The 24394-nt window shown below is 64.3% G+C and carries 23 protein-coding genes; 12 read left to right on the top strand and 11 right to left on the bottom strand.

From position 1 onward, the window contains the following. Positions 1 to 51: 51 nt before the first annotated feature. Complete coding sequence (locus GJV18_RS06385) at positions 52 to 1071, bottom strand: AraC family transcriptional regulator (RefSeq protein ID WP_160343864.1); 1020 nt, start codon at positions 1069 to 1071, stop codon at positions 52 to 54. Positions 1072 to 1363: 292 nt separating this feature from the next. Here GJV18_RS06385 and GJV18_RS06380 point away from each other — a divergent pair, with 292 nt between their 5' ends. Continuing rightward, on the top strand, positions 1364 to 2206 hold the full coding sequence (locus GJV18_RS06380; protein ID WP_160343863.1) for a metal-dependent hydrolase: 843 nt from the start codon (positions 1364 to 1366) through the stop codon (positions 2204 to 2206). A 47-nt stretch (positions 2207 to 2253) separates the two neighbouring features. Here the strand turns inward: GJV18_RS06380 and GJV18_RS06375 are convergent, their stop codons facing one another. From GJV18_RS06375 to GJV18_RS06355, 5 genes are all read right to left on the bottom strand, one after another. Continuing rightward, positions 2254 to 3513 carry a cyanophycinase gene (locus tag GJV18_RS06375; RefSeq protein WP_178113417.1) on the bottom strand — a complete coding sequence of 420 codons (1260 nt, stop codon included), beginning with the start codon at positions 3511 to 3513 and terminating at the stop codon, positions 2254 to 2256. Positions 3514 to 3612: 99 nt separating this feature from the next. Next, positions 3613 to 4374 carry a transporter substrate-binding domain-containing protein gene (locus tag GJV18_RS06370; protein ID WP_160343862.1) on the bottom strand — a complete coding sequence of 254 codons (762 nt, stop codon included), beginning with the start codon at positions 4372 to 4374 and terminating at the stop codon, positions 3613 to 3615. Positions 4375 to 4652: 278 nt separating this feature from the next. Beyond that, positions 4653 to 5933 (bottom strand): OprD family porin, encoded by a 1281-nt coding sequence (locus tag GJV18_RS06365; protein ID WP_160343861.1) that lies wholly within the window; start codon positions 5931 to 5933, stop codon positions 4653 to 4655. Between the two features lie 47 nt (positions 5934 to 5980). Then, positions 5981 to 6304 (bottom strand): hypothetical protein, encoded by a 324-nt coding sequence (locus tag GJV18_RS06360; RefSeq protein WP_160343860.1) that lies wholly within the window; start codon positions 6302 to 6304, stop codon positions 5981 to 5983. A 62-nt stretch (positions 6305 to 6366) separates the two neighbouring features. Further along, positions 6367 to 8130, bottom strand: coding sequence for a cyanophycinase (locus GJV18_RS06355; RefSeq protein WP_160343859.1), 1764 nt, complete (start codon positions 8128 to 8130; stop codon positions 6367 to 6369). 468 nt (positions 8131 to 8598) lie between these two features. Between GJV18_RS06355 and GJV18_RS06350 the strand changes: the two genes are divergently transcribed. From GJV18_RS06350 to GJV18_RS06320, 7 genes are all read left to right on the top strand, one after another. Continuing rightward, positions 8599 to 9375, top strand: coding sequence for an ABC transporter substrate-binding protein (locus GJV18_RS06350; RefSeq protein ID WP_160343858.1), 777 nt, complete (start codon positions 8599 to 8601; stop codon positions 9373 to 9375). A gap of 92 nt (positions 9376 to 9467) precedes the next feature. Beyond that, a complete protein-coding gene (locus GJV18_RS06345; RefSeq protein ID WP_160343857.1) occupies positions 9468 to 10157 on the top strand; it encodes an ABC transporter permease in 690 nt (229 codons plus the stop codon). Positions 10158 to 10170: 13 nt separating this feature from the next. After that, complete coding sequence (locus GJV18_RS06340; protein WP_160343856.1) at positions 10171 to 10866, top strand: ABC transporter permease; 696 nt, start codon at positions 10171 to 10173, stop codon at positions 10864 to 10866. Positions 10867 to 10875: 9 nt separating this feature from the next. Next, positions 10876 to 11988, top strand: coding sequence for a succinylglutamate desuccinylase/aspartoacylase family protein (locus tag GJV18_RS06335; RefSeq protein WP_160343855.1), 1113 nt, complete (start codon positions 10876 to 10878; stop codon positions 11986 to 11988). 18 nt (positions 11989 to 12006) lie between these two features. Continuing rightward, complete coding sequence (locus GJV18_RS06330; RefSeq protein WP_160343854.1) at positions 12007 to 12774, top strand: ABC transporter ATP-binding protein; 768 nt, start codon at positions 12007 to 12009, stop codon at positions 12772 to 12774. An 87-nt stretch (positions 12775 to 12861) separates the two neighbouring features. Next, positions 12862 to 13797: a MurR/RpiR family transcriptional regulator gene (locus GJV18_RS06325; RefSeq protein ID WP_160343853.1), complete on the top strand. Its 936-nt coding sequence runs from the start codon at positions 12862 to 12864 to the stop codon at positions 13795 to 13797. Positions 13798 to 13857: 60 nt separating this feature from the next. Then, on the top strand, positions 13858 to 14334 hold the full coding sequence (locus GJV18_RS06320; protein WP_160343852.1) for an LEA type 2 family protein: 477 nt from the start codon (positions 13858 to 13860) through the stop codon (positions 14332 to 14334). Positions 14335 to 14345: 11 nt separating this feature from the next. On the opposite strand, the gene GJV18_RS06315 is transcribed toward GJV18_RS06320, so the two are convergent. Both GJV18_RS06315 and GJV18_RS06310 read right to left on the bottom strand, forming a co-directional pair. Further along, entirely contained in the window at positions 14346 to 14543 is a 198-nt protein-coding gene (locus tag GJV18_RS06315) for a heavy-metal-associated domain-containing protein (RefSeq protein WP_160343851.1), read from the bottom strand. A gap of 91 nt (positions 14544 to 14634) precedes the next feature. After that, the gene (locus GJV18_RS06310) at positions 14635 to 16353 is read right to left on the bottom strand and encodes a GspE/PulE family protein (protein ID WP_160343850.1); all 1719 of its coding nucleotides are present in this window, start codon (positions 16351 to 16353) and stop codon (positions 14635 to 14637) included. Positions 16354 to 16524: 171 nt separating this feature from the next. On the opposite strand from GJV18_RS06310, the gene GJV18_RS06305 reads away from it, so the two are divergent. Both GJV18_RS06305 and cueR read left to right on the top strand, forming a co-directional pair. After that, a complete protein-coding gene (locus GJV18_RS06305; protein WP_160343849.1) occupies positions 16525 to 18924 on the top strand; it encodes a heavy metal translocating P-type ATPase in 2400 nt (799 codons plus the stop codon). Then, a complete protein-coding gene (cueR, locus tag GJV18_RS06300; RefSeq protein ID WP_160343848.1) occupies positions 18921 to 19334 on the top strand; it encodes a Cu(I)-responsive transcriptional regulator in 414 nt (137 codons plus the stop codon). The genes GJV18_RS06305 and cueR overlap by 4 nt, the downstream gene beginning before the upstream one ends. Before the next feature lie 66 nt (positions 19335 to 19400). On the opposite strand, the gene GJV18_RS06295 is transcribed toward cueR, so the two are convergent. Together GJV18_RS06295 and tesB are read right to left on the bottom strand one after the other, a co-directional pair. Further along, the gene (locus GJV18_RS06295; RefSeq protein WP_325065243.1) at positions 19401 to 19988 is read right to left on the bottom strand and encodes an HAD family hydrolase; all 588 of its coding nucleotides are present in this window, start codon (positions 19986 to 19988) and stop codon (positions 19401 to 19403) included. Continuing rightward, the gene (tesB, locus tag GJV18_RS06290) at positions 19985 to 20854 is read right to left on the bottom strand and encodes an acyl-CoA thioesterase II (RefSeq protein ID WP_160343846.1); all 870 of its coding nucleotides are present in this window, start codon (positions 20852 to 20854) and stop codon (positions 19985 to 19987) included. The genes GJV18_RS06295 and tesB overlap by 4 nt, the downstream gene beginning before the upstream one ends. 181 nt (positions 20855 to 21035) lie before the next feature. Between tesB and GJV18_RS06285 the strand changes: the two genes are divergently transcribed. Together GJV18_RS06285 and ampC are read left to right on the top strand one after the other, a co-directional pair. Next, positions 21036 to 21956: a histone deacetylase family protein gene (locus GJV18_RS06285; protein WP_160343845.1), complete on the top strand. Its 921-nt coding sequence runs from the start codon at positions 21036 to 21038 to the stop codon at positions 21954 to 21956. A 55-nt stretch (positions 21957 to 22011) separates the two neighbouring features. Then, positions 22012 to 23172: a class C beta-lactamase gene (gene ampC / locus GJV18_RS06280; protein ID WP_160343844.1), complete on the top strand. Its 1161-nt coding sequence runs from the start codon at positions 22012 to 22014 to the stop codon at positions 23170 to 23172. 6 nt (positions 23173 to 23178) lie between these two features. Here ampC and GJV18_RS06275 read toward each other — a convergent pair whose 3' ends face one another. Next, positions 23179 to 24312, bottom strand: a complete 1134-nt coding sequence (locus GJV18_RS06275) for an aminotransferase class V-fold PLP-dependent enzyme (RefSeq protein WP_160343843.1) — start codon at positions 24310 to 24312, stop codon at positions 23179 to 23181. Positions 24313 to 24394: the final 82 nt, after the last annotated feature.

Here is a 24394-nt window from a genome sequence, read left to right as displayed (position 1 = left end):
CTTTGTTTTTCTTGATAGAACAATTCACGCCTTAGCTAGGATGAGCGATAGTCAGCCCTCACAGCGGTAATCGCTGGGCAGTTTACCCGTCCATTTCTTGAACGCACGGCGGAAATTGCTGGGGTCGTTAAAGCCCAGCAGGTAGGCGATTTCATAGAGCGGCAGGTGGGTGGTGGTGAGGTATTGCAGGGCCAGGCTTTTACGCACCTCATCAAGCACCTGCTGGTAGCTGGTGCCCATGCTGGCCAGATGGCGGCGCAGGCTGCGGCCACTGGTGTGCAGGGCTTCGGCGGCGCTGGCCAGATCGGGGAAGTCGCCGGGGCGGGCCAGCAGCAGGCGGCGCACTCGGGTGAGCAGACCATCCTGTACGTCCATGCTGGCCAGCAGGGCTTCGCACTGCTGTTCGCACATCTGCACCGTGGCCGGATTGGCCAGGGCCATGGGACGCTCCAGATAGGCCACCGGCATGCTCATCCAGTGGCAGGGCTGGTCGAACATGACCGAGCCGCCGAACAGACGCTCGTAACGCGATGCGTAGTGGGGCGCGGCATGGGCGAAGCCGACCTGAATATCCTGCAGGCGCTCGCCCACCAGAAAGCGGGCGATGGTGTACAGGCTGCTCAGCAGGCCCTCGGCGGCGAAGCGGCTGAGCGGGCCCATGGGGATGGATTCGCGGGCGCGCAGCTCGACCCGACCATCCTGCTCGTGCTGCTCCAGCTCATAGGTCAGACCGAGGATGCGGTAATACCTGAGGGCGAACTGCATGGCCTTGCCCAGGTTGGCGCTGGACAGCACCGCATAGCCGAGGATGCCATGGGTGGACACATTCAGCCGCTGCCCCAGGAGCAGGCCCAGGGCCGGTTCGTCACAACGCTGCAGGGCGCTGGTGGCCAGTTGGGTGAAGTCGATAAAGGACAGCCGGCCCTGGGGATTGCCGAGCACCTCGGGGCGTACCCGGGCGGCTTCGAACAGCTCGCTGCGCGGTACACCCAGCTCTTCGACCAGGTCCAGCAAGGCCGCGGCGTAGGCCACCGGCACCAGTTCGGCAGTGAAATTGAGGGTCGCTTTCATGGGTTTTTATCGTTATCTGGCCGTATTTAACCTGCCGTGACCATAAACTCGGCCCCTATCAGGCAGCAAGAACCGGATGGACTAAAGTACCAACTGACATCATCAGCGGATGGCACTCTGCCCCACCAAAGACCTGTAAGCCGCTCTAGCCTGGCTCCTGCACCTCACGGCAAGGGTAACGCCTGACACACATGGCCATAAATGACCGAAAGATTGGCTGTTATCAACCTGTGCCAGCCGCGCCGACGGTTTCATAGTGAGGGCGTATTCGATAGCCAATCATGGAGTCAGCATGGCCAGCACCACCCCGGAAGGTTTGCAGATTCGTCCACGGCATATGGATTTCGCCTTTCCCGATCCCCTGCCCCGCCACTGGCACAGCGGCGACGCCTTCAAGACCCACCTGTTCGATGCCATGTCGGTGTTGTTTCCCGACGGTGAACGCTTCTTTATCGACTCGGTGCGGCACTTCCGCGACAGGATCGAAGACCCGGTGCTGCGCGAACAGATCCGTGGCTTTATTGGCCAGGAGGGGCATCACAGCCGCGAGCACCTGGAATACAGCCAACGCCTGAAGGATCTGGGTTACAACATCACCCGCATCGAGAAACGCGCCCAGGCGCGTATCCGCTTCACCCAGAAGAAATTCTCCCCACAGCGCCAGCTGGCGGCCACCGCAGCCCTGGAACATATCACCGCGATCATGGCCGACGGCCTGCTGCGCGACCCGCGCCATATGCAGGGCGCGCACCCGGTGATGGCCCGCCTATGGCGCTGGCACGCCCTGGAGGAAACCGAGCACAAGGCCGTGGCCTTCGATGTCTACAACCAGGTCTGTGGCAGTCGCAAGCTGCTGCGCCGGGCCATGCTCATGGGCACCTTTTTCTTTGTCCTGGATACCACCCGCGGCCTGGCCCATATGCTCAAGGAAGACGGTTTGCTGTGGAACTGGCGGGTATGGCGCGACGGCCTGAGCTGGATGTGGGGCAAGCAGGGCATCTTCCGCCCGCTGCTGCGTCCCTATCGGGACTTCTTCAAGGCCGGTTTCCACCCCTGGCAGCATGACAACCTGGATCTGCTGCATGCCACCCGGGTGGAGTTCGATCCGCAACCGGCCCAGGCCAGCGCGGCCTGAGGCCACTGCCGAGGCGGGCCGCAGCCCCAGGCAGCGGCCCGCACGGATCAGTTGGGGCGCATGTCCATCAGCATGCGCACATAGGAGGTGACGCGCTTGCCGCCGATCACCCCCTGATAACCGTGGCTGTCGAACTGGCTGCTCTTGAACAGATCGACACGAAAGCGCGGGTTGCGCTCATAGGTACGGCCCAGGGTGCTGGTGGACTGGCTGTCGAACAGGTCGACGCTGACGGTGACAAACTCGCGCGGATTACGCCGGCCGTTGGCACCGCTGTTGTTCGGGCTGCTGAAGATGTCGCCGGTGGCGGTCATGGCCGAGCTGTAGTACTCGCGGCCCCGCAGGCTGGTCTTGCCAGTGCCAATAACGAACTGCTGGGTGGCCGGACGGTAGCGATCACCGGCGGTCAGATAACTGGCCAACACGTCATACAGGGCATAGCTGCTGCCGGTGCCGCGCTCCTTGTTGCGCAGGTCGAAGACAAACACGCCATTGCTGCCGATCACTTCCATCTCGACCTGCCCCAGGCTGGGGTTGTCCTGCACCAGCAGGGCGGTGTCCTCGTCCACACCGAAGGCGAATGGCACATTGGTATGGTCGGCCAGGCGCAGGATCCGGCCCTGGCGACCGCGCTCGCTGAAGTGAGTATCAAGCAGGCCATGGTTGAAGAAACCGAAGCCGCCCTGCATGTCGTAGGACAGATCATCGCCGCCAGGGCTGGTGTAGACGCCATAGCGCAGAGCGTCATAACTCTCGCCGCCGGTGATCATTGGCCCCTGCACCATGATCGCGGTGCCGGCGCTGGTGCCGGCCAGCACGGCGCCCTGAGCATGGCGGGCACGGATGGCGGCCAAGGCCGGGGTATCCTGGCGGGTGCTGGTCTGCAGGGTCTGGGTCAGCCGACTCTGGTCGCCACCACCGAAGAAGAAGCCGGTCATGCCGTTGATCTGCTCGATCACCTGGGGATTGCTGTTGTTGCCGATGCTATCGAGGTCGATGGGGATCCACTGGGCATCCTGGGCGCCGTAGGTTTCCAGCAGCGCAGCGTAGAACTCGCCGTTGGCCTGGGAGTTGCGCGCATTGGCGGTGCCGGCATCCGGATCCTGGCTGGGCGGGATGGAGGCGGCGGTGATAATGCCGATCCGCGCCTGGCTGCCGCCGGCCAGCTGGATCAGGCGTTGATAAACGGCCGCATTGTCATCCTTGATGGCGCCGCCGATCAGCACCAGGGGGCCGGCAGCCTGGCCGGCCATGGGCAACAGGGCGAGTAGAAACAGGGTGCAGCGTAAAACTTTGCTAACCATCATGTTCGCGTTCTCCGAAACGTGCGTCTGGCGCACTCTTGTTGTGGGTGTTGTGCAACGAGAACTGCTGCAGGGTCAGGTAGTGGGTGGAGGGCCTCCAGCTCAGTAAACCGAGAAGTGTTTGAAGTAACGTTGCTCGATGCGCTTGTAGACGCCGTTGCCAAGGATCACCGCCAGGGCGCGGTCGAGGCGCTCGCGCAGGGCCGTGTCGCCCTTGCGCACGGCGATGCCCTGGCCCTGGCCGAAGTGCCTGGGTGACACCACCTTGTTGCCGACCTGCTCGAAGCCCTGGCCATGGGGCGTTTCGAGAAAACCGAAAAAGCCGGACACGGCGTCATCCAGCACCAGATCGACCTGGCCGGCGGCCAGGGCCTGGTACATCAGGGCAGCGGACTCGAAGCGCTGCAGCTGAACGTGGGCGGCGTACTTGTCATCCAGCAGGCGCTCGTAGGTGGTGCCCTGCTGCACACCGACCCGTTTGCCGGCGATACGCCGTGGAGTGACGATGACCTCGTTGATCAGGTTCTTGCGGGCGAAGAAGTAGGCCGGGGTCTGGGCGTACTTGGCGGTGAAGTCGACCCGCTGCTGACGGGCCTCGGTGATCGACATGGAGGCCAGGATCAGATCGGCGCGCTGGGTATCCAGGGCCGGGATCAGATCGTCCCAGGCAAAGCGCAGCAACTGGCACTCCACTGCCATGGCCTGGCACAGGGCCTGGGCGATATCGACATTGAAGCCCTTGAGCTGGCCGCTCTCGTCCAGTTCCTCGAACGGCGGGAACTGGCCTTCCATGGCGATGCGCAAGGGTTGTGCCTGCAGGCTGGTGGCCAACAGACAAAGAATCAGGGGCAGAACACTACGCATGCGGTTTATCTCGTGTGATAGCGCTGCATAAGGCCGCGAAAAAAACGGCACCCGCGGGTGCCGTCAGGTCAAAGGAGCGTGGAGAAGACCTTTAAAACTTGAGGTTTACCCTGCCCCGGGATGCAATCGGGACAGGGGTGCAACACCTTCAAAGTCCGGTCTAAGTCTCGCGAGCTAGAGTCATGCAAGGCGAAAACAGGCGAGGGAGCGGAGTTTACGAGCTGTAAATGAGCATCCCGAGCCTGGTTTCAACGCAGCAGGACCGACGCGCAGCAGACTTAGAGCAGGCTCAGCGGGTACTCGATGATCAGGCGTACATCCTGCAGATCATTGTCAAACCCGGTGGAGCGGTGGGTTGCCTGGCGCAGGCGCAGAGACAGGTCCTTGGCGGCACCGGACTGCACCACATACTTGGCTTCGAGATCACGCTCCCAATGTTTCTCGTCGTCGCCCGCCCAGCCGGCGAAGGCGCCATTGGGATCGGCCTTGGTGCCATCGATCTGGTCACCTTTGATATAGCGGGCCATAAAGGTCAGGCCCGGCACACCGAAGCTGGCCATGTTGAGGTCGTAGCGGATCTGGAAGGAACGCTCGTTGGGGGCGTTGAAGTCGGAGTACTGCACCGAGTTGGCCAACCAGATGGAGTCGCCACCGATATAGTCGAAGAACTCATCGCCGTTGACCTTCTGATAGGCCAGGCTGAGCTTGTGCGCGCCGAAGCTGTAGGCGCCCTTGATCGAGTAGGTCAGGGTATCCAGCTCACCGGCCAGGGCCTTGCCCTCATCGCGAGTCTTGTAGGCCACCAGGTCGAAGTTCAGCGACTGATCGTCGGCCAATGGGATGGTGTAGTAAACGTTACCGAAGTACTGACGCCAGACGTCCTCGGCTTCACTGCCATAGAGGGAGACGCTGAGGTTGTCGTGGATGTTGTAGGTGCCGCCGATAAAGTCGACGCTGCGCGCTTCCACTTCGGCGTACTCGCTGGTCAGCTCGCCATCGGAGTTGGTCGAGTTGCGACGGTTGATGGCGGTGAAGTGACCGGCTTCGAGGAACAGGTTGTCGATCTCGCTGCTGGACAGCTGGAAGCCCGTGGCGGTTTCCGGCAGCAGGCGCGAGTCGCCAGTGGCGAATACCGGGGAAGTCGGGCGCTGCTCGCCAAATTTCAGTTCGGTGGAGGAGATACGCGCCTTGACCGCGCCCCCCATTTCACCGGTGTTGTCCTCGATGCGGCCCTCACCGTCCACCGGCAGGATGCCATTGCCCACACTGCCGCGCCCGCCGTCGAGCTTGATGCCGCCATAAGCGAAGGCATCCACGCCCACACCCACGGTGCCCTGGGTAAAGCCGGAGGCGTAGTTCAGGTGCATGCCATGGGCCCACTCCTCACGGGTGTTGCGCTGGCTGTTGACGAAGTTGCGCTGCATATAGAGGTTGCGGTTGATCAGCTCCAGCGTGCTGTCTTCGATAAAGCCCTTGGACTCCTGCTGGTCACCGGCGACGGCGAACTGCGAGCCGGCGGCGACCGCCAGGGCGATCAGGCTCAGTTTTACGACTTTCATGGCTTACTCCATTGGGTTTGTTATGGGTTTCACTTGACCGTCCGCCTTCAGGCGAACAGCTCCGGCACCAGTTCGGGCGGACACTCGCCCTTGCTGATCACCGCCTCCAGGCACAGGGTCGATGCCGACTCGGCCCAGCAGACGAAATAGCCCTTGGCCCGCAGGCGCTTGAGGCGAAATGGCCACTCCAGCTCGTTGACCGGCTGCAGGGCAGCCAGGTGCTCGGGCAGCTGGATGATCGAGTAGAAGCCGGCACGGGTTTGCACCCGCTCCAGTACCTGCAGATCGGGCTGGCTGGCCACCAGCTGCTCGCGCTGCGGGGCATGCCAGAGTTTTTCCAGGGCGAAGGCTTCCAACCTGTTCAGTTGCATACAGGGCTCTCGGGGTAGCGGTGGTTGATTGGGCGGCGCCTGCAGGCACCGCCGCCTCGGACTTAGCTCTTGAGCAAACCGGCGATACGGGCCAGGGTCTGCGCCACTTCGGCGCGGCTGACCGGTGCCTCGGGCTCGAAGCGCCCCTGCTCGGCCTTGAGCCAGCCCTCGCCCACGGTCAGGCGTGCGGCCTCGGCCAGTTCGGCATCCAGCTGGCCCAGGTCATTGAGGACCGCAGTTTTTTCCAGGGTGGTGTTGTGGAAGCGCTCGACCAGCGCCTTGCAGGCCAGGGCCCAGTCCTTGCGGGTGACCGGCTGCTGCCCGGCAAAAGCCGCGCCGGCGCGCATCCAGCCATTGGACAGCACCACCTGCAGCTGCTCATGCAGGGGATGCTCGGCGCCGATATCGCTGAGAGTCGGCAGCTTGTCCAGCTTGGGCTCGGCGGCCAGGGTCATCTGCAGGGCATTGGCCAGTTCCAGGCGGGTGATGGCGCGCTGCGGCTCGAAGGCGTTCTGCCCATTGAGGGTCATCAGGCCACGGAAGCTCACCGCGCGAATGGCATCGCCCTGGGCGCCATTGCCGGCATCGCGCGGGGCACTGGCGGCCGGGTCACCCAGATTGGCATTGACCGGCCGGATATCCAGGCGCACGCCCTGCACGCTGTAGTTGGTCAGCGAATCGTAGAACTGACTGTGGGCGCTGAATTCAGGGGTTTTGCTGAACTCGAAACGGTAGCCGTAGTGGTAGCCGTTGAGCGGGTTGTAGCGGGTCATCAGACCCAGCTGGCGACTGGCGGTGTTATCGGCCAGGCCGTAGAGCACCGCGCGGCCCATGGCCGAGACGGCGGCCAGGTCGGTGATCAGCTGGTTGCCCACCAGATACTCGTTGCCCGCTTCGATGGCGGCCTTGCCTTCGGCCGGTTGCAGCGCGCCGCTGTTCAGGTCGTAGCGGTCACCCTGGCCGAGCATGGCCAGGCGCACATTGCTCAGCTGGGTGCCATAGAGGCCGAAGCCTTTCTCGGCCTGGCTGGCATCCATCACCGTCAGGTAGCCCTCCCCCAGCACTTCCAGCTGGCCACCGGGTTTGACCCACATGGCGGTGTTGGTATCCAGGCCAAAGCCCTTGGTGGTTTTGCGCTCGGCCAGATAGGCGGCCATGCGCGCGGCGCGGCCGGTGCTGGTTTCCTCGATCTGGTCCAGGTGCTGATCGATGATGCCGTTAAACAGACCGGCGCCCTTGAGGATGGCCGTGCCGCGCTGATCGGCCTTGGCGGCCACGCCAAAGTCCAGGGTATCCATCACCACGCCGTAGGCGGTGGGCATCTCGGCGCCGAGGATGCTGGCGCCGGCGCTGGTGCCCGCCACCACGCCACCCTGGTCATAGACCTTGCGTACCGCGTTCATCAGCAGCGAGGGGCTGCCATCGGCATTGAACAGGGCGCGAGCGATGCGCGCCTGGTCGCCACCGACAAACCACACCGCGCTGGCCTCGTTGAGGGGCTTGATCACCTCGGCGTCGTTCATGGTTTCCAGGTAGTTGTGGCGGTCGATGCCGACGATGCTGATGCGCTCGGCCGGCACCCCCAGGGCGACCAGCTCGGCCATAAAGCGCTTGCTGGAGCTCTGGCTGCCGCTGGCGGTGGGCAGGATGACGATGCGCGCATCGGCCTGGCCGCCGGCCAGTTCGACGAACTTGCCGTACACCGGGGCATTGCTGGCGCGCAGCATGCCACCCACGGCCAGCAAATGGCCTTCGGCATACACGGAGCTGGCGCAGGAGAGAATCAGCGCGGCAAACAGGCCGCGGGGCTGGAACGACTTTTTCATTCTTATTGCTCTTGTTATGAAAATTCTGGCGAGGTTTGACCTCCCTGTAGTGGCTACACGCCACGCCAGTCCTGGCACCCAGCATATGAATATTTATTTTCATAGTGCCGCTTCGTGAAATTTTATATACCAGCAAGACCACCTGCACAAGCGCCCTTGGCGACCATTTGTCCGCTGCCGATTTTTGAAAATTTCCTTTCATGGCACGCCATGCAGCGTGCTAGAGCGGCTGCGGCAGGCTCCAGAGCGCAGCAAAAATGATAGAAATATTTCTAGATACTAGCTTTATGAAAATAATCGTGTCATAGATAGCTCCAACAGGACCGGAGCCGGCCCACTTCGCCAGCTCTTTGCAACCCGACCCACAAGTACCGGTTGCCGGCTGCGCTCAGGCGCCGCCATTGCACGGGCAGCCCCGCTGCTCGGTGTGCAGTGACCACCCAGACCACAACCCAAGGAGTCAATAAGATGAACAAGATCGCACTTCTCGGCGCTCTGGCGCTCTCCGTCGCCAGCAGCTTCAGCCACGCCAGCCAGGACAGCCTGCGCATCGGCATCGAGGCGGCCTACCCGCCCTTCGCCTTCAAGACCCCGGACGGCGCCATCAGCGGCTTCGACTACGACATCGGCCAGGCCCTGTGCGCCGAGATGCAGGTCAAGTGTCAGTGGGTCGAGCAGGAGTTCGACGGCCTGATCCCTTCGCTCAAGGTGCGCAAGGTGGATGCCGTGCTGTCGTCCATGTCGATCACCGAAGATCGCCTGAAATCGGTGGACTTCAGCAAAAAGTACTACCACACCCCCGGCAAGCTGGCGATGAAGGAAGGCAGCCAGATCAACGACCCGCTGGTTGACCTGAAAGGCAAGAAGGTCGGCGTGCAGCGCGCCTCCACCTATGATCGCTACGCCAGCGACAAATTCGAGAAGGCCGGCATCGAGGTGGTGCGTTACGCCTCGCAGAACGAAGCCTTCCTCGACCTGGCATCCGGCCGTCTGGACGCCACCCTGGCCGACATCGTCAATATCGACGAGGGCTTTATCAAGACCGATACCGGCAAGGGTTTCGCCCTGGTCGGCCCGGACTTCAACGACCCGCAGTACTTCGGCCGCGGTGCCGGCATCGCCGTGCGCAAGGGTGATGAGGCCAATGCCGCGCGCATCAGCGCCGCCATCGACGCCATCCGCAGCAACGGCAAGTACCAGGAAGTGCAGGCCAAGTACTTCGACTACGACATCTACGGCCAGTAACCCTTCCCCGCCCGCAGAGGCATCCGCCACCCGGCGTGATGCCTCTTTCTCGTATTCGCGCAGCGCCTGTCGCCGCGCGTGAGGACCCCATCATGCTTCACGGCTACGGCTCGACCATCCTCGATGGGGCCTGGCTCACCCTGAGCCTGGCCCTGACTTCCATGGCCCTGGCCATCACCCTGGGCCTGCTCGGCGCGGCCTTTCGCCTGTCGCCGCTGAAATGGCTGGCGCTGCTTGGCGAGGGTTATGCCACGGTGATCCGCGGCATTCCCGATCTGGTACTGATCCTGCTGATCTTCTACGGCGGCCAGGACATCGTGAACCGTGTGGCGCCGCTGCTCGGCCATACCCAGTACATCGACATCAACCCCTTTATCGCCGGCGTCGGCACCATGGGCTTTATCTTCGGTGCCTACCTCTCGGAGACCTTCCGTGGCGCCTTTATGGCCATCCCCAAGGGCCAGGCCGAGGCCGGCGCGGCCTATGGCATGGGCCGCCTGCAGGTGTTTTTCCGCATTCTGGTGCCGCAGATGATCCGCTTCGCCATCCCCGGCTTCACCAACAACTGGCTGGTGCTGACCAAGGCCACCGCACTGATTTCCGTGGTGGGCCTGCAGGACATGATGTTCAAGGCCAAGAATGCCGCCGACGCCACCCGCGAACCCTTCACCTTCTTCCTCGCCGTGGCTGCCCTGTATCTGCTGCTGACCAGCGTCTCGCTGCTGGCCCTGCGCCTGCTGGAACGGCGCTACAGCGTGGGCACCCGCCTGGCCGACATCTAAGGAAGCTTGAGACATGCTTGATTTCCAACTGATTGCCGAGCACTTGCCGCTGTATGGCCGGGGCGTACTGGTGACCTTCCAGTTGCTGATTATTGCCCTGGCCCTGGGCCTGGCGTTGGCCATTCCCCTGGGCCTGATGCGGGTGTCGAAAGCCCCCTGGCTGAATGCCCCGGCCTGGCTCTACACCTATGTGATTCGCGGCACGCCGATGCTGGTGCAGCTGTTTCTGATCTACTACGGTCTGGCCCAGTTCGAGGCGGTGCGGAGCAGCTTTATGTGGCCCTACCTGTCCAGCGCTACCTTCTGTGCCTGCCTGGCCTTTGCCATCAACACCAGCGCCTACTCGGCCGAGATCCTCGCCGGCAGCCTAAAGGCCACGCCCCCTGGCGAAATCGAGGCGGCCAAGGCCATGGGCATGTCGCGGGCCAAGCTGTACCGCCGCATCCTCCTGCCTTCGGCCCTGCGCCGGGCGCTGCCGCAGTACAGCAACGAGGTGATCATGATGCTGCACACCACCTCACTGGCGTCCATCGTCACCCTGGTGGATATCACCGGCGCGGCGCGCACCCTGAGCTCGCGCTACTACATGCCGTTCGAGGCCTTTATCACCGCCGGCCTGTTCTACCTGGTGCTGACCTTCGCCCTGGTTCAGCTGTTCAAGGGTGCCGAACGGCGCTGGTTAAGCCATCTGGCGCCGCGCAAGGCCTGAGGAAAACCCATGGAGCCTATTCAATATCCGCTGCCCTGGAGCCCCAGCGGCAATGAGCGTTATCTGTCGGTGTTTCGTTATGGCAGCGGGGCACGCAAGGCCTATATCCAGGCCAGCCTGCATGCCGATGAACTCCCCGGCATGCGCGTGGCGGTGGAGCTTAAGCGCCGTCTGGCTGAATTGGAAAAGCAGGGACGCTTGACCGGCGTGGTGGAAGTGGTGCCGGTGGCCAACCCCATCGGCCTGGGGCAGATGTTCCAGGCCACTCACCAGGGCCGTTTCGACTTTGCCAGCGGGGCGAACTTCAACCGCGACTTTGTCGATCTGGCCAAGCTGGTTGCGCCTCACTTGGAAGGGCTGCTGGGCGAAGACGGGCCGAGCAATGTGTCGCTGATTCGCCGCATGATGACCCAGGCTCTCGACCAGCTGCCCCCGGCCCAATCGGCCCTTGAGGGGCTGCGCCGTCTGCTGCTGCGCCAGGCCTGCGACGCCGACCTGGTGCTCGACCTGCACTGCGATTTCGAGTCGATCCTGCTGCTCTATGCCCTGCCCCAGCACTGGCCGCGTCTGCAGCCTCTGGCCGCACGCCTGGGCGCCGGCGCCGTGCTGCTGGCCGAGGACAGTGGAGGTCAGTCCTTCGACGAAGCCTGCGCCGCGCCCTGGCTAAAACTGGCCGCGCAATTTCCCCAGGCGGCCATTGCCCCGGTCTGCCTGGCCAGCACCATCGAACTGCGCGGCATGGCCGATACCGAGGCGCAGCAGGCCCAAGACGATGCCGAGGCGATCCTCGGCTTTCTCGCCGATCAGGGCCTGATCGAAGGTGATTGGCCGGCGGCGCCTACCACCTGCTGCGCCGCCACGCCCTTTGCCGGCGCGCAGTACGCCTATGCCCCGCACCCGGGCGTGGTCAGTTATCTGCAACCGCTGGGGGCCTGGGTCGAGCCGGGCGATGCGCTGTTCGAGGTGATCGACCCGCTCAGTGATCGCCACAGCGTGGTGCATGCCGCAACCCGCGGCGTGCTCTATGCCCGCGAGCGCCTGCGCTATGCCCAGCCGGGGCTATGGCTGGCCAAGGTGGCTGGCGCCCAGCCCATTCGTCAGGGCCGTTTACTGACTGACTAAAAATAAGAGACCTCTACCATGTACACCCTGGAAATCGACAACCTGCACAAACGCTATGGCAGCCATGAGGTGCTCAAGGGCGTCTCGCTCAAGGCCAAGGCCGGCGACGTCACCAGCATCATCGGCTCCAGTGGCTCGGGCAAGAGCACCTTCCTGCGCTGCATCAACCTGCTGGAGCAGCCCCACAGCGGGCGCATCCTGCTCAATAACGAAGAGCTCAAGCTTAAGCCGCACAAGCTCACCGGCGATCTGCGCGCCAGCGACCCCAAGCAGCTGCAGCGCATGCGCGCGCGCCTGGCCATGGTGTTTCAGCACTTCAACCTGTGGTCGCATATGAGCGCCCTGGACAATGTGATGGAAGCGCCGGTGCATGTGCTGGGCATCAGCAAGCAGGAGGCCCGGGAGAAAGCTGAGCACTACCTGCACAAGGTCGGCGTGGCCCATCGCAAGGACGCCTACCCGGCCCATATGTCCGGCGGCGAACAGCAGCGCGTGGCCATCGCCCGGGCCCTGGCCATGGAGCCGGAGGTAATGCTGTTCGACGAGCCCACCTCGGCCCTGGACCCGGAACTGGTAGGTGAAGTGCTCAAGGTGATGCAGGACCTGGCCCAGGAAGGCCGCACCATGGTGGTGGTGACCCACGAAATGGGCTTTGCCCGCGAGGTGTCCAACCAGCTGGTATTCCTGCATCAGGGCCGGGTGGAGGAAAGCGGCTGCCCGCGCGAGGTGCTGGCCAACCCGCAGTCCGAGCGCTTGCAGCAGTTTCTCGCCGGCAGCCTGAAGTAAGCAGCAGCTGCACCTGGGGTGGCCGGCTGGGATAGACTGCAGCCACGCCGGCCTGCGCCGCCCCACTCACTCTGCGTATCCAACACCATGCCGAAAACCGCCGAGAACGCCACCGTCTATGCCGCCCCCGTGATGCGCAAGCTGGCCGAGCGCATCCCCACGCTGCAGCCCTCGCTGCGCAAGGTGGCCGAATTTATCCTGCGTCATCCGCTGAAAGCCGCGACCCTGACCATCGAGGAAATGGCCGTGGCCACCGTCACCTCGCCGGCGGCGGTCAACCGTCTGGCCAAGGCCCTGGACCTGGGCGGCTATACCGGGCTCAAGGCCGAGCTGGTGAGTACCCTGCAGCAGATGGTGTCGCCGGTGGACAAGCTGCGCAGCGAGCTGGAGAGTCGTCCGGACGGCAGCTTCGGCCTGCATGAACAGATCCAGATCGCCCGCAGCAACCTGGCCACCGCTGGCGCCAATAACACCCCGGCCAGTTTCGATGCCTTTGTCGACTGCCTGATCCAGGCGCGCAAGATCTATATCCTCGGCTTCGGCAACAGCGCCTATATGGCTGGCCTGGCCGCCGCCAACCTGGTGCCTTTCTGCGCCGACGCCACGGCCATCAGCATGGAGGGTGGCAACGAAAACGCCGCCTACCGCCTGGCCGCCATCACCGAGCAGGATGTGCTGCTGGCCATCGCCATGCCGCGCTACAGCCTGGACACCCTGCAGCTGGCGCGCTTTGCCCGCGAACGCGGCGCCTGCGTGCTGGCCATCACCGACTCGCCCGCCTCGCCCCTGGCCGGCATCGCCCGCCACAGCCTGTTCGCTCCTGCCGATCACCCGGTGCTGATCAGCTCCAACAGCGCCGTGCTGGCCCTGATCGAAGGTCTGGTGGCCGGGGTGATGGCGCGCAACAAGGAGGCGGTGCAGCTGGCCGCCGAGCTGACCGAAAGCGTGATGGCCTATTTGCATGTGCCGAGCAACGAAAAACCGCCACGCAAGAGCATCAAGCGCCGCGGCGGCCCTAAGTAGGCTGAATTATCCAAGGGCGGAGCAGTCTCAACTCCATCCATAGCGCCAAGGAGATCCGCCATGAGCAGCGCCCCATTACTCCGTCTGCTATTGATCGGCCTGCTGTTACTCGGCCTCAACGGCTGCAGCAGCCTGGGTGGGCATGATCCTTTGCAGGTCAATCTGGTGGGCATCGAGCCGTTGCCTGGTGAGGGCCTGGAGATGCGCTTTGCGGTCAAGCTGCGGGTGCAGAACCCCAATGCCCGCGCCGTGGATTTTCAGGGTGTGGCCCTGCAGTTGCGGGTCAACCAGCAGCCCCTGGCCAGTGGCGTCAGCGACCAGCGCGGGCAGCTGCCGGGCTTTGGCGAGAGCCTTATCAGCATCCCGGTGAGCATCAGCGCCTACTCGCTGATGCGCCAGGCCTGGGCGGCCGCCGGTTACCAGCAGGGCCGGGGCCTGCCCTATGAGCTGAGCGGCAAGCTGGGCGGCGGCCTGTTCGCCACCCAGCGTTTCAACGCCAGCGGCAAACTGGACTGGCCGCAGCCTCGCACGCCCTGAGCGTCAACCGATCAGGCCAGACTGACGTCGTAGCCGGCCTCGGCGATGGCGCTCATCAGCTCGGTGGCATCCACCTGGCTGTCCACCCGCACCTCTTTCTTGCCCAGATCCACCTGCACCTTGGCCGCCGGATCACGGGACTGCAGCGCCTCGCTGATGGCCTTGATGCAGTGTCCGCAGGTCATGCCTTCCACGTTGAATACTTGCATTTGCATACTCCTGAACAACCCGCCCCCTGGCGGGATTGGCAGCAGTCTCAGGCTTACCACGGGGGCAAGGTCAAGATCGCTGTCACATCGGCTACTCCAACCGCACCCGATACACCTCGGCCAGGGAAATAATCCGCTGCCGGGCCAGGGCCAGGGCGCTCTGGGTCAGAGGGCGCATACCATCGGCAATGGCCTGCAGTTCGATCTGCTGCGCCGATACCGCCGGCTGGATCAGGGCACGCAGGGCCGGGGTCACCTCCAGCAGTTCATAGGCCGCCACCCGCCCGGCAAAGCCCTTGCCATGGCAATGGGGACAACCGCGCCCCACATGGAAGAGTTCATCCTCGGCGATGCCCAGGGCCTGACGCACATGGCCGGGCACGGCTTCTTCCACCAGGCATTCGGGGCAATTGCGCCGCACCAGGCGCTGGGCCAGCACGCCGAGCAGGCTGGCGTTGAGCAGGTAGGGGGCGATACCGATCTCCAGCAGACGGGTCACGGTGGTGGCGGCGCTGTTGGTGTGCAGAGTGGACAGCACCAGGTGCCCGGTCAGGGCGCTCTCGGTGGCCATCATGGCGGTTTCATGGTCGCGAATCTCGCCCACCATGATCACGTCCGGGTCGTGGCGCAGGATATGCCGCAGGGCGCGAGCGAAGGTGTAGCCGATCTGCGGCTTGACCTGGATCTGACGAATGCCGTCGATCTGGTACTCCACCGGGTCCTCCACGGTGATCACGTTCACCCCGCTGTCCTTGATGCCGTTAAGGGCGGCATACAGGGTGGTGCTCTTGCCCGAACCGGTGGGGCCGGTCACCAGCAGAATGCCCTGGTTGTGACTGGTCAGCTCGGCAAAGCGCGCGGCATCCTCGGCATTGAAACCGATCTGGTCCAGGGTCTTCATGCTCTGCTGGGTGTCGAGGATACGGATCACCACGCTCTCGCCATGCACCGTGGGCATGATCGACAGACGCAGGTCGATGGTCCTCGCCCCGCGCCGCACCAGATGACGACCGTCCTGGGGCAGGCGCCGCTCGGCGATATTCATGCCGCCGATGATCTTGATCCGGCTGACGATGGCCGCCAGATTGCCCGGTTTGATCCGGCGCATCTCCATCAGCACACCATCGATGCGAAACAGGATCACCACCTCGTGCTCGCCCGGGCGCAGGTGAATATCCGAGGCGCGGCGGTTGACCGCATCTTCCAGCAGGCCATCGACAAAGCGCACCGTGGGCTTGTCCTCGGCCAGCTGCTTGATCCGATGCAGGCTGAGCTCAGGCTCGGGCACCTCATCCTCAGGCAGCTCCTCCAGCATCACCGTGCCGTAATAGCGGCCGATAGCCAGGTCCACACTGTCATCGCTGGCCTGCAATGCCTCGATCTGCTTGCCGGAAATAAAGCCCAGCAGGTGCAGCAACTCGGAGTCCGAGGGATTGGGGGTGGCCACCACCAGCATCTCCCCCAGCACCAGCAGCGGCAGCACCCTGCGCTCGCGGGCCAGCTCTTCGGGAATCAGCGCCAGGGCCTCGGCTTCGACCTTGAACGCCTCCAGGTCGACCCGGGCGATCTCCAGCTGCTCGGTCAGGGCCTCGGCCAGGCTGTGCCGATCGACCAGGTCCTGGTTCAGCAGGATCTGCCCCAGGCGGCTGTCATCCTTGTCCTGCAGGCGCAGCGCATACTGCAGTTGCGCCGGGCTCAGATGGCCGCCCTCCACCAGCAGTTCACCGAGACGGTGACGGCGCTGCGGTTCGGACAGGTGCTGCTGCAGGTAACAGAAGAGTTGCTGGTGATCCTGGATAAGCTGTGGCACGCCTGACACTCCCGAGATTGGCCCTGAAGTGAAAGCATAGTGCCAGCTGTGACATTGGCATTGCCGCGTATCAATGCACCCTGACGTTGCCGCGCAACAATGAACAATAAGCCCTTGACCTTACCCATATGGCAAGGTTGATCCTGTGCCGGAGTTCAATGGAGAGCCATCATGTCCAGCCCTGTCACCTTTGATCTACCCATTAGCGGCATGACTTGCGCCAGTTGCGCCGGCCGTGTCGAGCGCGCCCTCGGTCAGGTACCTGGGGTGGCCAGTGTCAACGTCAATCTGGCCAGCGAAAAGGCCCGTGTGCAGAGCGCGAACGGGGATCTGGCGCCTCTGGTGCAAGCAATTGAATCGGCCGGCTACCAAGTGCCCAGCGAGAACCTGGAGCTGGTTATCGGCGGAATGACCTGCGCCAGCTGCGCCGGACGTATCGAGCGCGCCCTGAGCAAACAACCCGGCGTGCTCTCGGTCAGCGTCAATCTGGCCAATGAGCGGGCCCGGCTGCAGGTGTTGCGCGGCAGCGATCCGCAAGCCCTGATCACGGCGGTACAGCAGGCCGGCTACAGCGCCAGTCGGCCGGATTCAGCTATCCCCGCAGAGGCCGAGCCGCAGGCCCATCTGCTGCACGAACGCTGGGCCCTGGGCCTGGCCCTGCTGCTGACATTGCCGCTGGTGGTGCCGATGCTGGTCGAGCCTTTCGGCCTGCACTGGATGCTGCCGGCCTGGCTGCAGTTTGCCCTGGCCACGCCGGTGCAGTTCGTCTTCGGTGCGCGCTTCTACCGCGCGGCCTGGAGCGCCCTGCGCGCCCGCGCCGGCAATATGGACCAGCTGGTGACCATCGGCACCAGCGCCGCCTATGGCCTGAGCCTGTATCAGTGGGCGCAGGCCCCGACAGGCAGCATGCCGCACCTGTATTTCGAGGCCTCGGCGGTGATCATCAGCCTGATCCTGCTCGGCAAATACCTGGAAAGCCGCGCCAAGCGCCAGACCAGCAGCGCCATTCGTGCCCTGCAGGCGCTGCGCCCGGAACGCGCCCTGCGTCTGCGCGATGGCGTCGAGCAATGGGTGGCCCTGAGCGAGGTGCAATTGGCTGACCTGATCGTGATCAAGCCCGGCGAACGCTTTCCGGTGGACGGCACGGTACGCGATGGCCAGAGCCATGCCGACGAGGCTCTGATCAGCGGCGAGAGCCTGCCCCAACCCAAGCAGCCCGGCGACAAGGTCACCGCCGGGGCCATCAACGGCGAAGGTCGCCTGCTGGTAGAAACCACGGCCCTGGGCGCGGAAACCGTGCTGGCGCGGATCATTCGCCTGGTGGAGGACGCCCAGGCGGCCAAGGCGCCGATCCAGAAGCTGGTGGATCGGGTCAGCCAGGTGTTTGTCCCGGCGGTGCTGCTGATCGCCCTGGCCACCCTGCTGATCTGGTTACTGCTGGGCGCCGGCCTGGAAACCGCACTGCTCAATGCCGTGGCGGTACTGGTGATCGCCTGTCCCTGCGCCCTGGGCCTGGCCACGCCCACGGCGATCATGGCCGGCACCGGGGTGGCGGCGCGCCACGGTATTCTGATCAAGGACGCCGAAGCCCTGGAGATCGCCCATGGGGTGACCCGGGTGGCCTTCGACAAGACCGGCACCCTGACCTCGGGCGCACCGCGTATCGCCCACCTGCGCGCCGTGGATGACAACAGCGCACAACTGCTGCAACTGGCCGGTGCCCTGCAACTGGGTAGCGAACACCCGTTGGCCAAGGCGGTGCTGGATGCCTGCAGTGAGCAGCAACTGGACCTGCCAGCGGTCAGCCATAGCAAAGCCCTGGCCGGGCGCGGTATTGCCGGACAGGTCGGCGAGCGGCAACTGGCCCTGGGCAACAAGCGCCTGCTGGAAGAGCACTGGCTGCAGAATCAGGTGCTGCTCGATGAAGCCAGGGCCTGGGAGGCCGAGGGGCGTACCCTGTCCTGGCTGCTGGAACTGGCGCCGGAACCCCGGGTGCTGGGCCTGTTCGCCTTTGGCGACACCCTCAAGGAAGGCGCCCTGGAGGCCATTGCAGCCCTCAGCGCGCAGGGTATCGACAGCCATCTGATCAGCGGCGACAACCGCGGCAGCGTGCAGGCAGTGGCCCAGGCCCTGGGCATTCATCAGGCCCATGCCGAAGTGCTGCCGGCAGACAAGGCGGCGCTGATCAACCGGCTGCGCCAGGATGCCGTGGTGGCCATGGTTGGCGATGGCATCAACGACGCCCCCGCCCTGGCTGCGGCCGATGTGGGCATCGCCATGGGCAGCGGGACTGATGTGGCTATGCACGCTGCCGGCATCACCCTGATGCGCGGTGACCCGCGCCTGGTGGCGGCTGCATTGGATATCAGCCGGCGCACCTACAACAAGATCCGCCAGAACCTGTTCTGGGCCTTCGCCTACAACCTGATCGGCATTCCCCTGGCCGCCGCCGGGCTGCTCAACCCCATGCTGGCCGGCGCGGCCATGGCGGCCTCCAGCGTCAGCGTGGTGAGCAATGCCTTGTTGCTGAAAACCTGGAAGCCCAAAGCCCGAAGTGGAGTCAACCCATGAATATCGGCCAAGCGGCAAAGAAAACCGGCCTGAGCGCCAAGATGATCCGCTACTACGAAAGCATCGACCTGCTGCCCGCCGCCGGGCGCACCGACAGCGGTTATCGCCAGTACAGCCAGCAGGATCTGCATCGCCTGGCCTTTATCAAGCGCTCCCGGGATCTGGGCTTTTCCCTGGCCGAGGTCAGCCAGTTACTGACCCTGTGGCAGGACCGCCAGCGCGCCAGCGCCGACGTAAAGGCGCTGGCCGCCGGGCATATCGCCGAACTGGAGCGCAAGATCGCCGAATTAAGCGGCCTGCGCGACACCCTGCGGGAATTGATGGACAGCTGCCAGGGCAACGACCGCCCGGACTGCCCGATCCTCAAGGATCTGGAGTCCGGCTGCTGTCATAAGGAGAAGACCCCGTAGGGTGGATGACGCTTCACCCATCCACCCATTGCACCCCTGTGGTGGATGGATAGAGCGCCATCCACCCTACAGCAGCTGGTGCAAGGCGCGGCAATCCACGGCGAAATGATCAGCCAGTTCCGGCCAGGGGTTTTCTTCCAGGTTGACCAGCACGCTGCGCGCTCCGGCAGCACGGGCGCATTCCAGGTCGAAGCGGTAGTCGCCCACCATCACCAGCTCGCTCGGCACCACCTGCCAGGTGCTGGCAAGGTGCAGCAGGCCGCCGGGATCGGGCTTGGGCGGCGCTTCGTCACGGCCGATCACATCCGCCACGGCAAAGCAGTCATCCAGGCCGATGGCGCGCAGGGTCAAGAGCGCCAACTCATGGGCATTGCGAGTGAGGATGCCGAGGCGACAACCGCGGCCGTGCAGCTCGCGCACCAGCTCAATCGCTCCAGGTGCCGGCTCGGCGGCCAGGGCCAGCTCGCGCTCATGCTCCAGCAACCAGGCATGCTTGGCCGCCGCCACCGCCTCGGGCAGGGCCGCCAGATGGCCGAGGATGTCGTCTTCCAGAGGAATTTCCAGGGCCCGCTTGATCGCCTCGAAGTCGTGTACCGCCAGGGTCAGGGTGCCGTCCATATCGAACACCCAGTGCTTCGCGCTGCGTAGGCTCACTTCCAATCCTCACGCACGCGCGTCAGGCCTTCCTGGGCCACCGAGGCCACCAGCTGACCCTGACGGTTGAAGATGCTGCCGCGGGAGAAGCCGCGGGCGTTGCCGGCCCAGGGGCTGTCCATGCTGTACAGCAGCCAGTCGTCCATGCGCAGGTCGGCGTGGAACCACAGCGCATGGTCGAGGCTGGCCACCTGCATGAATTTCTGGAACACCGACACGCCGTGGGGCTGCATCGAGGTGGTCAGCAGGTTGAAGTCGCTGGCGTAGGCCAGCAGCAGCTTGTGCAGTTGCGGCTCGTCCGGCAGGGCCCCGGCGGCGCGGAACCAGACATGCTTGACCGGCTCGCAGGCCTTGGGCGCGAAAGGGTTGATCAGGGTCACCGGGCGGATTTCGATGGGCTTGTCGCTGGTGGCGCGCTCGCGCATTCGCTCGGGAATCAGTTGCTCAACCATGCGCGCCAGTTCGGTTTCCGACTTCAATTCCTCCGGCCCCGGCACCTCGGGCATGCTGTTCTGGTGATGGAAACCCTCCTCGTCGAACTGGAACGAGGCACTGCAGGTAAAGATCGGCTGGCCCTTCTGGATCGCCGTCACCCGGCGGGTGCTGAAGCTGCCGCCATCGCGCACCCGATCCACCTGATAGACGATGGGCAGGCTGGCGTCACCCGGGCGCAGAAAGTAACCATGCATGGAATGCACATGGCGCGCGGCATCCACCGTCTGGCTGGCGGCCGAAACGCACTGGCCGAGTACCTGGCCGCCAAACAGCTGACGAAAGCCCAGGTCCTGGCTGACCCCGCGAAAGAGGTTTTCCTCGATGGTTTCCAGGGTCAGCAGGGCGACCAACTCATCCAACACCTGACTCATGCATGCTCTCCTGTTAACGCGCGGGCTGGGGGCGAGATGGTAAAGGCTTTGCCGCGCTTTGTCGGCCCGACTGAACGATGGTGCGGACAATAATGGCAGCATTTTAGCCAATAGACCGCTGGGCTTGAGCGAGCCAGGTGCCCTCGCCATACTTCCAGCCCTACCACCCGAGCCTGACAGCATGCGCCTGCCGCTGGTCTACCACGACGACTACAGCCCGCCCTTCCCGGCCACTCATCGCTTCCCCATGGAGAAGTTTCGCCTGCTGCGTGATCACCTGGTGGACAGCGGCCTGTGCACGGACGCCGAGCTGCTGCGCCCCGAGCTGTGCCCATCCGAGGTACTGGCCCTGGCCCACTGCCCGGCCTATATCCAGCGTTTTGCCAGCGGCGAGCTGGGCCATGAGGAACAGCGCCGCCTGGGCCTGCCCTGGAGCGAGCCCCTGGCCCGGCGCACCGTGCGCGCCGTGGGCGGCTCGCTGCTGGCCGCCGAACAGGCTCTGCAGCACGGCCTGGCCTGCCATCTGGCCGGCGGCACCCACCATGCGCACTACGATCATCCGGCCGGCTTCTGCATCTTCAATGACCTGGCGGTGATCAGCCAGTACCTGCTGGCCAGCGGCAAGGCCCAGCGGGTGCTGATCTTCGACTGTGACGTGCACCAGGGCGACGGCACCGCACGCCTGCTGCAGGACACCCCGCAGGCCGTCACCGTGTCCCTGCACTGCGAGAAGAACTACCCGGCGCGCAAGGCCGCCAGCGACTGGGATATCCCCCTGCCCAGGGGCATGGGCGATGCCGACTACCTCAAGGTGGTGGACGATACCCTGAACTACCTGCTGGCCCTGTACCAGCCGGATATCGTGCTGTATGACGCCGGTGTGGATGTGCACCAGGACGACGCCCTGGGCTACCTCAACCTCACCGATGCCGGCATTGCCGCCCGCGATGAGGCCGTACTCGACCACTGCCTGGGCCGCGATATACCCGTAGTCGGGCTGATTGGCGGTGGCTACGACAAGGACCGCATGGCCCTGGCCAAACGCCACGGCATCCTGCATCACAGCGCGGCCAGACTCTGGCAGGCACGCGGGCTGGGATAAAATCGGCCCGCGAGCTGTCCTATCGCCCACCCCCACCCATCAGGAACTTCACCCTATGCACGGAAGACTCAAGCCACTGCTGGCCGCACTCGCATTCGCCGCCTGCACCACAGCCCAGGCAACAGACAGACTGCAGTCGCTGGTGGACGAAACCATCCGTCCGGTGATGAAGGAATACGATATCCCCGGTATGGCCGTGGCCATCAGCCATAACGGTCAGGCGCACTACTTCAACTACGGCATGGCGCGCCTGGACGACCGGCAGCCGGTCACCCGCGACACCCTGTTCGAGATCGGCTCGCTGAGCAAACCCCTTACCGCCACCCTGGCCGCCCTGGCCCAGAGCACCGGCAAGCTGACCCTGAATGACCGCGCCGGCCAGCACTGGCCCGAACTGCAAGGCAGCCCGCTGGCACAGGCCAGCCTGCTTGATCTCGGCACCTACACCGCCGGCGGGCTGCCGCTGCAGTTTCCTGACAGCGTGACCGACCCGGCCAGCCTGCTTGCCTATTACCGCCAGTGGCAGCCCGAACATAGCCCCGGCACGTATCGGCGCTATTCCAATCCCAGCATCGGCCTGCTTGGTTTTCTCGCCGCCCGCAGCATGGGTCAGCCATTCCCCAGTCTGATGCAAGGCACCCTGTTCCCGGCCCTGGGCATGCAACACAGTTATATCCAGGTGCCGGATCAGCAGATGCCGCGCTATGCCTACGGCTACAGCAAAGAGAATCAGCCGCTACGGGTTACCCCGGGCATGCTGGATGCCGAAGCCTACGGGGTAAAAACCAATGCCAGGGACATGCTGCGTTTTATTCAGGCCAACCTGAACCCTGCAGGCCTGAGCATTGAGCTGCAGCGCGCCATCGCCATCACCCAGACCGGTTACTACCGTATCGGCGAGATGACCCAGGGCCTCGGCTGGGAGCGTTACCCCTACCCGATCAGCCTGGAACGCCTGCAGGCCGGCAACAGCCCGGCCATGGTTCTGGAGGCGCAACCGGCCAAACGCCTGCTACCGCCCGAGTTCGCGCCGGGCGACAGCCTGTTCAACAAGACCGGCTCCACCGGCGGCTTTGGCGCCTATGCCCTGTTTGTGCCCAGCCAGCAACTGGGCCTGGTGCTGCTGGCCAACAAGAACTACCCCAATGCCGCCAGAATCGAGGCGGCCTACGCCCTGTTACGCGCGCTGGACAGCGCCAGCAGCGCGCCGGAGTAATAACCCCTAACCCGCCAGCACCTTATCCAGCGCCTGCTCCAGGGTCGCCACGCTGCGTTCGATATTGCCCAGCTTGTCCAGGCCGAACAGGCCCAGGCGGAAGGTCTGGAAATCCGCCGGCTCGTCGCACTGCAGCGGTACGCCGGCGGCGATCTGCAGGCCCTGGGCGGCGAATTTGGCGCCGTTCTTGATCTGTGCATCGTCGGTGTAGCAGACCACTACCCCGGGCGCTTCGAAGCCCTTGGCCGCGACGCTCTTGAAGCCGCGAGCGGCCAGCAGCGCGCGTACCCGCTCACCCAGTTCCTGCTGTTGCTCGCGCACCTTAGCAAAACCGATGGCTTCGGCCTCGCACATGGCATCGCGAAAACGCGCCAGGGCATCGCTGGGCATGGTGGCGTGGTAGGCGTGGCCGCCCTGCTCGTAGGCCTGCATGATCTGCAGCCACTTTTTCAGGTCGCAGGCAAAGCTGCTGCTTTGCGTGGTTTCAACCCGCGCCTGGGCGGCTTCGCTCAGCATCACCAGGGCGCAGCAGGGCGAGGCGCTCCAGCCCTTCTGCGGGGCGCTGATCAGCACGTCGATGCCGCAGGCCTGCATATCCACCCAGAGGGTGCCGGAGGCGATGCAGTCGAGCACAAACAGGCCGCCCACCGCATGCACCGCATCACTTACCGCGCGCAGATAATCATCCGGCAGGATCATCCCCGAGGAAGTTTCCACATGGGGGGCGAAGACCACCTGGGGCTTTTCCGCGGCGATGGTGGCCAGCACCTCACCCAGCGGCGGCGGGGCAAAAGCCGCCTGGCTGCCTTCGGCCACCGGCCGAGCTTTCAGCACAATGGCTTCCGAAGGAATGCGGCCCATCTCGAAAATCTGCGTCCAGCGGTAGCTGAACCAGCCATTGCGGATCACCAGGCACTTCTGGTCAGTGGCCAGCTGCCGCGCCACCGCTTCCATGCCATAGGTGCCGCTACCGGGCACCACCGCCACGGCGTGAGCGTTGTAGACCTGCTTCAGGGTGCTGGAGATAGCCTTCATTACGCCCTGGAACGACTGCGACATATGGTTGAGAGAGCGGTCGGTGTAGACCACCGAATATTCGATCAGGCCGTCGGGGTCGATGCTGGGGTAGAGGTCAGACATAAAGGGCTCCAGTTCATAAGGGTCTCAAGCCGAAACTGCCCTATGCCGGAGCAAATAACAAGGCCGTGGCATGCTCGGGTAG

This window comes from Pseudomonas xionganensis (assembly GCF_009763245.1).
Lineage (GTDB): Bacteria > Pseudomonadota > Gammaproteobacteria > Pseudomonadales > Pseudomonadaceae > Aquipseudomonas > Aquipseudomonas xionganensis.
Note: the sequence above shows the minus strand (reverse complement) of the source record. Positions and strands in the feature narration are given on the sequence as shown.

Coding starts and splice junctions, on each gene's coding strand:
- GJV18_RS06345 (WP_160343857.1), top strand. CDS start 9,468: ATGCTTCACGGCTACGGCTCGACCATCCTCGATGGGGCCTGGCTCACC.
- GJV18_RS06370 (WP_160343862.1), bottom strand. CDS start 4,374: ATGCGTAGTGTTCTGCCCCTGATTCTTTGTCTGTTGGCCACCAGCCTG.
- GJV18_RS06380 (WP_160343863.1), top strand. CDS start 1,364: ATGGCCAGCACCACCCCGGAAGGTTTGCAGATTCGTCCACGGCATATG.
- GJV18_RS06275 (WP_160343843.1), bottom strand. CDS start 24,312: ATGTCTGACCTCTACCCCAGCATCGACCCCGACGGCCTGATCGAATAT.
- GJV18_RS06305 (WP_160343849.1), top strand. CDS start 16,525: ATGTCCAGCCCTGTCACCTTTGATCTACCCATTAGCGGCATGACTTGC.
- GJV18_RS06340 (WP_160343856.1), top strand. CDS start 10,171: ATGCTTGATTTCCAACTGATTGCCGAGCACTTGCCGCTGTATGGCCGG.
- GJV18_RS06320 (WP_160343852.1), top strand. CDS start 13,858: ATGAGCAGCGCCCCATTACTCCGTCTGCTATTGATCGGCCTGCTGTTA.
- GJV18_RS06335 (WP_160343855.1), top strand. CDS start 10,876: ATGGAGCCTATTCAATATCCGCTGCCCTGGAGCCCCAGCGGCAATGAG.
- GJV18_RS06360 (WP_160343860.1), bottom strand. CDS start 6,304: ATGCAACTGAACAGGTTGGAAGCCTTCGCCCTGGAAAAACTCTGGCAT.
- GJV18_RS06350 (WP_160343858.1), top strand. CDS start 8,599: ATGAACAAGATCGCACTTCTCGGCGCTCTGGCGCTCTCCGTCGCCAGC.
- GJV18_RS06375 (WP_178113417.1), bottom strand. CDS start 3,513: ATGATGGTTAGCAAAGTTTTACGCTGCACCCTGTTTCTACTCGCCCTG.
- GJV18_RS06365 (WP_160343861.1), bottom strand. CDS start 5,933: ATGAAAGTCGTAAAACTGAGCCTGATCGCCCTGGCGGTCGCCGCCGGC.
- GJV18_RS06285 (WP_160343845.1), top strand. CDS start 21,036: ATGCGCCTGCCGCTGGTCTACCACGACGACTACAGCCCGCCCTTCCCG.
- GJV18_RS06355 (WP_160343859.1), bottom strand. CDS start 8,130: ATGAAAAAGTCGTTCCAGCCCCGCGGCCTGTTTGCCGCGCTGATTCTC.
- tesB (WP_160343846.1), bottom strand. CDS start 20,854: ATGAGTCAGGTGTTGGATGAGTTGGTCGCCCTGCTGACCCTGGAAACC.
- ampC (WP_160343844.1), top strand. CDS start 22,012: ATGCACGGAAGACTCAAGCCACTGCTGGCCGCACTCGCATTCGCCGCC.
- GJV18_RS06315 (WP_160343851.1), bottom strand. CDS start 14,543: ATGCAAGTATTCAACGTGGAAGGCATGACCTGCGGACACTGCATCAAG.
- GJV18_RS06325 (WP_160343853.1), top strand. CDS start 12,862: ATGCCGAAAACCGCCGAGAACGCCACCGTCTATGCCGCCCCCGTGATG.
- GJV18_RS06385 (WP_160343864.1), bottom strand. CDS start 1,071: ATGAAAGCGACCCTCAATTTCACTGCCGAACTGGTGCCGGTGGCCTAC.
- cueR (WP_160343848.1), top strand. CDS start 18,921: ATGAATATCGGCCAAGCGGCAAAGAAAACCGGCCTGAGCGCCAAGATG.
- GJV18_RS06330 (WP_160343854.1), top strand. CDS start 12,007: ATGTACACCCTGGAAATCGACAACCTGCACAAACGCTATGGCAGCCAT.